The sequence below is a fragment of the Rhodococcus sp. (in: high G+C Gram-positive bacteria) genome (assembly GCF_049286785.1).
Lineage (GTDB): Bacteria > Actinomycetota > Actinomycetes > Mycobacteriales > Mycobacteriaceae > Rhodococcus_F.
This window is the reverse complement of the sequence record NZ_JBAQEO010000834.1, coordinates 1-6129: the sequence shown is the minus strand read 5'-3', so window position 1 is coordinate 6129 and position 6129 is coordinate 1. Positions and strand designations below refer to the sequence as shown.

5 protein-coding genes and 1 pseudogene are annotated in these 6129 nt (G+C 65.9%); all 6 read left to right on the top strand.

Annotated features, from left to right (window positions below; all coding sequences use genetic code 11):
- Window positions 1-332 precede the first annotated feature (332 nt).
- Window positions 333-1526 (top strand): NAD(P)/FAD-dependent oxidoreductase, encoded by a 1194-nt coding sequence (locus WAW17_RS29970; RefSeq protein WP_422336485.1) that lies wholly within the window; start codon window positions 333-335, stop codon window positions 1524-1526.
- A gap of 61 nt (window positions 1527-1587) precedes the next feature.
- Window positions 1588-2949: a type III glutamate--ammonia ligase gene (gene glnT / locus WAW17_RS29965; RefSeq protein ID WP_422336484.1), complete on the top strand. Its 1362-nt coding sequence runs from the start codon at window positions 1588-1590 to the stop codon at window positions 2947-2949.
- A 24-nt stretch (window positions 2950-2973) separates the two neighbouring features.
- A complete protein-coding gene (locus tag WAW17_RS29960; protein ID WP_422336483.1) occupies window positions 2974-3870 on the top strand; it encodes a class II glutamine amidotransferase in 897 nt (298 codons plus the stop codon).
- Window positions 3858-4568: a protein glxC gene (locus tag WAW17_RS29955; RefSeq protein WP_422336482.1), complete on the top strand. Its 711-nt coding sequence runs from the start codon at window positions 3858-3860 to the stop codon at window positions 4566-4568. Before WAW17_RS29960 ends, WAW17_RS29955 begins: the two co-directional genes overlap by 13 nt.
- Before the next feature lie 10 nt (window positions 4569-4578).
- A complete protein-coding gene (locus WAW17_RS29950) occupies window positions 4579-5895 on the top strand; it encodes an FMN-binding glutamate synthase family protein (protein WP_422336481.1) in 1317 nt (438 codons plus the stop codon).
- 67 nt (window positions 5896-5962) lie between these two features.
- Window positions 5963-6129: pseudogene (locus WAW17_RS29945) on the top strand (allantoate amidohydrolase); the annotation flags it as partial.

The window sequence follows — 6129 nt, the reverse complement described above, 5'->3', positions numbered from 1 at the left end:
GTCATGGGTTCTCCCTGGAGAAGTGGTGGATGGTGGGAAATGGCGTTCACGCCCCGAACCTCCAGTGGGAAACTGGAAGTACTAACAGGAAACCAGATCGCACATTTCCTCGAGGTAAACAATCCTCCGTTTCCGTAAATCGCCTGATCGGGGCTGCAATGTCCCCTCGTAAGGGCGGTGGGCGTATCGGAATTGGTAATTCACCAACAACATCTCCGTAACGTGATCGACATCGCCAGCATGTTTCATAGTGAACAACAACGATTCATGAGGTGAAACGATCTACCTCAGTCGCGAGAGCCTGACGCATCCGGCCGAATGAAGGAAACGATGTGACACAGACAGCAAAGTTCGTGATCGTCGGTGGGGGACTCGAGGGTCTCGCCATCGCATGGTCGCTCGCGGACCGCGGGGAGACCGATGTCCTGGTCCTCGAGCGTGGCACCCTGTGCTCGGGCATGACCGGAAAGTCCAGTGGTGTGGTCCGGTGCCACTACGGAACGCCGTCGCTGGCGGCGATGTCGTGGTACGGCGTCGACATCTTCACCAGGGCCACCGAGATCTTCGGCGACGACATGGCGTTCCGTCAGTGCGGATACGTGGTCGGCGTCGGCGAGAACAACGTCGACCCGTTGAAGGCGAACGTCGCGATGATGCAGGGCCTCGGCATCGACGTCGACTACATCGGCCACGACACGATGGCCGAACTGTGGCCGGGACTGCACCTCGACGATTTCGCCGCCTTCGCCTACGAGCCCCTCGGTGGCCGCGGTGAGGCGTACATGGCCGGTATGGCTTTCGGTGCGGCGGCCCGCAAGCTGGGCGTCAAGATCCGCCAGAGCACTCCGGTGACCTCGCTGCTGCAGAACGCGGACGGCCGCGTCTACGGGGTGACGCTCGCGAACGGCGACCAAGTGCATGCCGAGCAGGTGATCCTCGCCACCGGGCCGTGGGCCCCCGAACTCGGCGCCGGTGTCGGCGTCGACATCCCGGTGAAAGCCCAACGGGCGCAGCTCGTCCTGATCGATCAGGGTGTTCCGACGCCGGAGGTGCCGGTGCTGTCGGACCTCGCCGGATTGCAGTACATCTGCCGCGAGCCGAACGGTGAACTGCTCGTCGGCAACAGCGACCACGCCGCGCCCGAGTACATCGACCCCGACAAGTACCGCAACCGCGCAGACGACAGCACCATCGAGAAGAACATCGGGAAGCTCGGGAACCGTCTACCCGACATGCCCGACCCGCGGATCACCTCGAGCTACGTCGGCGCGTACGACGTGACTCCCGACTACAACCCGATCATCGGTCCCGCGCCGGTCGATGGACTGTTCCTGGCCACCGGATTCTCCGGTCACGGTTTCAAGATCTCGCCGGCAGTCGGGCGCCTCGTCGCCGACATGCTCCTCGACGACGGCAAGACGACGCTCCCGAACGTCGAGCCCTCCGATTTCCGATACTCGCGCTTCGAGGAAGGCGATCTCCTCGTCAGTCTGTACCCCTACGCGGGCGCCGGCGAAATGCGCTGACCCGACGACCCACTCACCCGCAGACCCACTCACTTGGTAACCCCCAGTTCAGGAGCTTCCCATGGCCGTCGACACCGCTGACGCGTTCACCCCACCGACCCTCATGACACCGCAACCGCAGACCTTGTCCGAGGTGGCGCGGGCCACCGAGACCAGCTTCATCCTCGCGCTCTTCGTGACCCTGTCCGGCAAGCCGTGCGCCAAACTCGTCCCGATCGAGGCCGTCGAGCAACTTCAGAACGACGGCGTGGGCTTTGCCGGCTACGCTGCCGGACACATGGGTCAGGAGCCCAAGGACTCCGATCTCGTTGCCATACCCGATGTCTCGTCGTTCACGCCGATCCCGTTCGTGAAGCCCGGACTGGCGATGGTGCACTGCGATCCGCATGTGGAGGGCAAGCCCTGGCCGTTCTCGCCGAGGGTGATCCTGAAGGAGATGCTCGCGAAGGCGGCCGATCTCGGTCTGTCCGTCAACGTGGGCGCCGAGATCGAGTACTTCCTCGTCAACCGCACCGAAGGCGGCGCCCTCACCACCGCGGACACCGCCGACGTCAGCCGTCAGCCGTGTTACGACGCGCGCGACGTCACCCGGATGTACGACCACCTGGCCGAGGTGTCCGCGGCAATGAACGCTCTCGGGTGGGGCAACTACGCCAACGACCACGAGGACGGCAACGGGCAGTTCGAGCAGAACTTCGACTACGCCGACGCCATGACCACCGCCGACCGGGTGATCACGGCCCGGTACCTGCTGTCGGTGATCGCCGAGAAGCGCGGCATGAAGGCCACGTTCATGCCCAAACCCTTCACCGACCGCACCGGGTCCGGCATGCACATGCACCTGTCGCTGTGGAACGAGGGCGGTTCGGTGTTCCCGGACGGCGACGACCCCAAGGGACTCGGACTGTCGAAGACCGCGTACGCGTTCATTGCCGGGATCCTCGAGCATGCGTGCGCGCTGCAGGGAGTGATCGCACCGACCGTCAACTCCTACAAGCGAACCGGCGCCACCTCCACAGCCAGCGGTGCCACCTGGTCGCCTCGGTACGCCACCTACGGGGGTAACGACCGCACTCACTATCTCCGGGTTCCGGACAAGAATCGCGTGGAACTGCGCGGCGGCGACGGTTCGGCCAATCCCTATCTGGCCGCGGCCGCCACCATCGCCGCCGGCCTGGACGGCATCGCACAGGATCTCGACCCCGGCACACCCGGCTCCGGCGACAGCCCCAGCGACATGCTGCCGATGACGCTGCTGCACGCGATGGACGCCCTGGAATCGGATCCGATCGTGAGCGGCGCGCTGGACGTCGCAGGCCCGGGGGTCGCCGCGTACTTCGCGAAACTCAAGCGGGAGGAATTCTTCGCCTGGCACAACACCGTCTCCTCCTGGGAGCTCGACCACTACCTGACAGCGTTCTGACAGAACTCCCGAAAGGAGACCTCCATGTGCGGAATCGTCGGACTTCACCTGCGTGAGCCGTCCCTCTATCCACAACTCGGCGCCCTGCTGACCGACATGCTCGGGCAGATGTGTGACCGCGGTCCGGACTCGGCGGGCATGGCCATCTACGGCGACCGAACCTGGTCCCCGCTCGGCGAAGCCACGGTGTCGCTGCTCGACTGCCCGGTCCCCGCAACGGATCTCGCCGCGACCCTGTCGGCGTCACTCGATACCACCATCACCGGAATCGACCTGTCCCCGACGACGATCCTGCACGGAGCCGTCGGCCCGGGCGATCTCGCAGCCGCCGTGCGCAGCGTGGCGCCGTCGGCGCGGGTCATCGGATTCGGCGACGACCTGACCGTCCTGAAGGGCGTCGGAGACCCCCTCGACCTGGCGAACCGGTTCGGTCTGCCGTCGGCGAGTGGCTGGCAGGGTGTTGCTCACACCCGCATGGCCACCGAATCCGCCGTGACCGCCGAGGGATCGCACCCGTTCGCCGTCGGCCCCGATCAGTGCCTCGTGCACAACGGCTCGTTCTCCAACCACATGAGCATCAAGCATCAGCTCGAACGTGAGGGCGTCGTGTTCGACAGCGCCAACGACACCGAGGTCGGGGCGCGGTTCGTCGCGAAGCAACTCGCCGAGGGTGTCGACCTGGAGAAGGCGCTGCTGATGCTGAACGAGACCTTCGACGGCTTCTACACCCTGCTCGTCTCGACGGCCGACTCGTTCGCCGTGGTCCGCGACGCCATCTCCTGCAAGCCCGCCGTCATCGCCGAGACCGACCAGTGGGTCGCGATGGCCTCCGAATACCGCGCCCTGGCCAACCTGCCCGGCGTCGACAACGCCCGAATCTTCGAGCCCGAACCGGAAGAGGTGTACGTATGGCACCGGTAGCCACCACTGAGACCATCACGGCCATGACCGTCCTGGATCTTGCGACGTCGAGCACCCGCGCCGTCAACGAACGACTCACCTCACCGGAGGCGCCGAAGTCGGTCACCATCACCGGCTCGCAGGGTGCGCACGCGCTCGCCTGCGGTCTCGATTCCGACATCGACGTCACCATCGAAGGGCACGTCGGCTACTACTGCGCCGGCATGAACCAGCAGGCCACCGTCACGGTCACCGGCAACGCCGGGGTGGGGGTCGGCGAGAACATGATGTCGGGCACCGTCCACGTCAAGGGTGATGCGTCGCAGTCCGCGGGCGCCACCGCCCACGGCGGATTGCTCGTGATCGACGGCAATGCCGCTGCGCGCTGCGGCATCTCGATGAAGGGTGTCGACATCGTCGTCGGCGGCAACATCGGGCACATGTCCGCATTCATGGGTCAGGCCGGGCGTCTCGTGGTCCTCGGGGATGCGGGGGAGGCCCTCGGTGACTCGTTGTACGAGGCACGCATCTACGTGCGCGGCACCGTCGCTTCTCTCGGCGCCGACTGCATTAAGAAGGAGATGCGCGAGGAGCACCTGAGCGAACTTCGGGAGCTGCTCGCAGCGGCGGGTTTCGACGCCGACCCGTCCGAGTTCACGCGTTACGGCTCCGCCCGCCAGCTCTACAACTTCCACGTCGACAACGCCAGCGCGTACTAGGAGAACCGTCATGACTACCTCGAACCCGGCCCTGCGCGAATCGGCGACGTTCGACCGCGGCGTCATCTCCGAGATCCAGCGGGCCGCCGAGACCGGCATCTACGACATCCGCGGCTGGGGTGCCAAGCGGAAGCTGCCCCACTTCGACGACCTGCTGTTCCTCGGTGCCTCGATGTCCCGGTACCCGCTGGAGGGTTACCGCGAGAAGTGCGACACCGACGTCGTGCTCGGCGACCGCAACGCAAAGTTCCCGCTGCACCTCGATATTCCGATCACCATCGCCGGCATGAGCTTCGGTGCGCTGTCCGGGCAGGCGAAGGAAGCGCTCGGTCGCGGCGCCAGCGAGGTCGGCACGTCCACGACCACCGGTGACGGTGGGATGACCCCCGAGGAACGCGGGCAGTCGAAGAACCTGGTGTACCAGTACCTACCGTCGCGGTACGGGATGAACCCGGACGATCTGCGCAAGGCCGACGCGATCGAGATCGTGCTCGGTCAGGGCGCCAAGCCCGGCGGTGGCGGAATGCTGCTGGGGCAGAAGATCACCGAACGCGTCGCCGGCATGCGCACCCTGCCGATGGGGGTCGACCAGCGATCGGCCTGCCGGCACCCCGACTGGACCGGCCCCGACGACCTCGCGATCAAGATCATCGAACTGCGCGAGATCACCAACTGGGAGAAGCCGATCTACATCAAGGTCGGCGCCACCCGCACGTATTACGACGTGAAGCTCGCCGTCAAGGCCGGCGCGGACGTCATCGTGGTCGACGGCATGCAGGGTGGCACCGCCGCCACGCAGGACGTGTTCATCGAGCACGTCGGCATCCCGACGCTGGCCGCGATCCCACAGGCGGTCCAGGCGCTTCAGGAGCTCGGAGTGCATCGGAAGGTCCAGTTGATCGTGTCCGGTGGCATCCGCAGCGGTGCCGACGTCGCGAAGGCCATGGCCCTCGGTGCGGACGCCGTCGCGATCGGCACCGCGGCTCTGATCGCGTTGGGCGACAACAGCTCCCGCTATGCCAAGCAGTACGCAGAGCTCGGCTCGGCGCCCGGGTTCTACGACGACTTCCAGGCAGGCAGGGACCCCGCCGGGATCACCACGCAGGACCCGGAATTGTCGAAGAACCTGGACCCCGTCGAAGGCGGACGACGGCTCGCGAACTACCTGCGCGTGCTGACGATGGAAGCGCAGACCCTCGCCCGCGCCTGCGGCAAGTCGCACCTGCGCAACCTCGAACCCGAGGACCTCGTCGCCCTCACCGTGGAAGCCTCGGCCATGGCCCGGGTTCCCCTGGCCGGGACGACCTGGATTCCCGGCGCGATGTAGGCGGCAGGCGCGTATCCTGACAATCGCTCGGACTGACGTCCGGCACTATCAGTAGAGGACCGAGAACATGACCTCCTTCGATTCGCTGTGGGCGACCACCCTCGATGTGGGACAGCACAAGTCGACTCGTGGATATCGCAGATTCGCGTGGAACGATGCGGACATGACGCTGCGCGAGTGGTTCTCGGACTGTGCGCGGTCGCGCGGTATGACGGTGGAGGAGGATCGGAACGG

Coding starts and splice junctions, on each gene's coding strand:
- glnT (WP_422336484.1), top strand. CDS start 1,588: ATGGCCGTCGACACCGCTGACGCGTTCACCCCACCGACCCTCATGACA.
- WAW17_RS29960 (WP_422336483.1), top strand. CDS start 2,974: ATGTGCGGAATCGTCGGACTTCACCTGCGTGAGCCGTCCCTCTATCCA.
- WAW17_RS29955 (WP_422336482.1), top strand. CDS start 3,858: ATGGCACCGGTAGCCACCACTGAGACCATCACGGCCATGACCGTCCTG.
- WAW17_RS29950 (WP_422336481.1), top strand. CDS start 4,579: ATGACTACCTCGAACCCGGCCCTGCGCGAATCGGCGACGTTCGACCGC.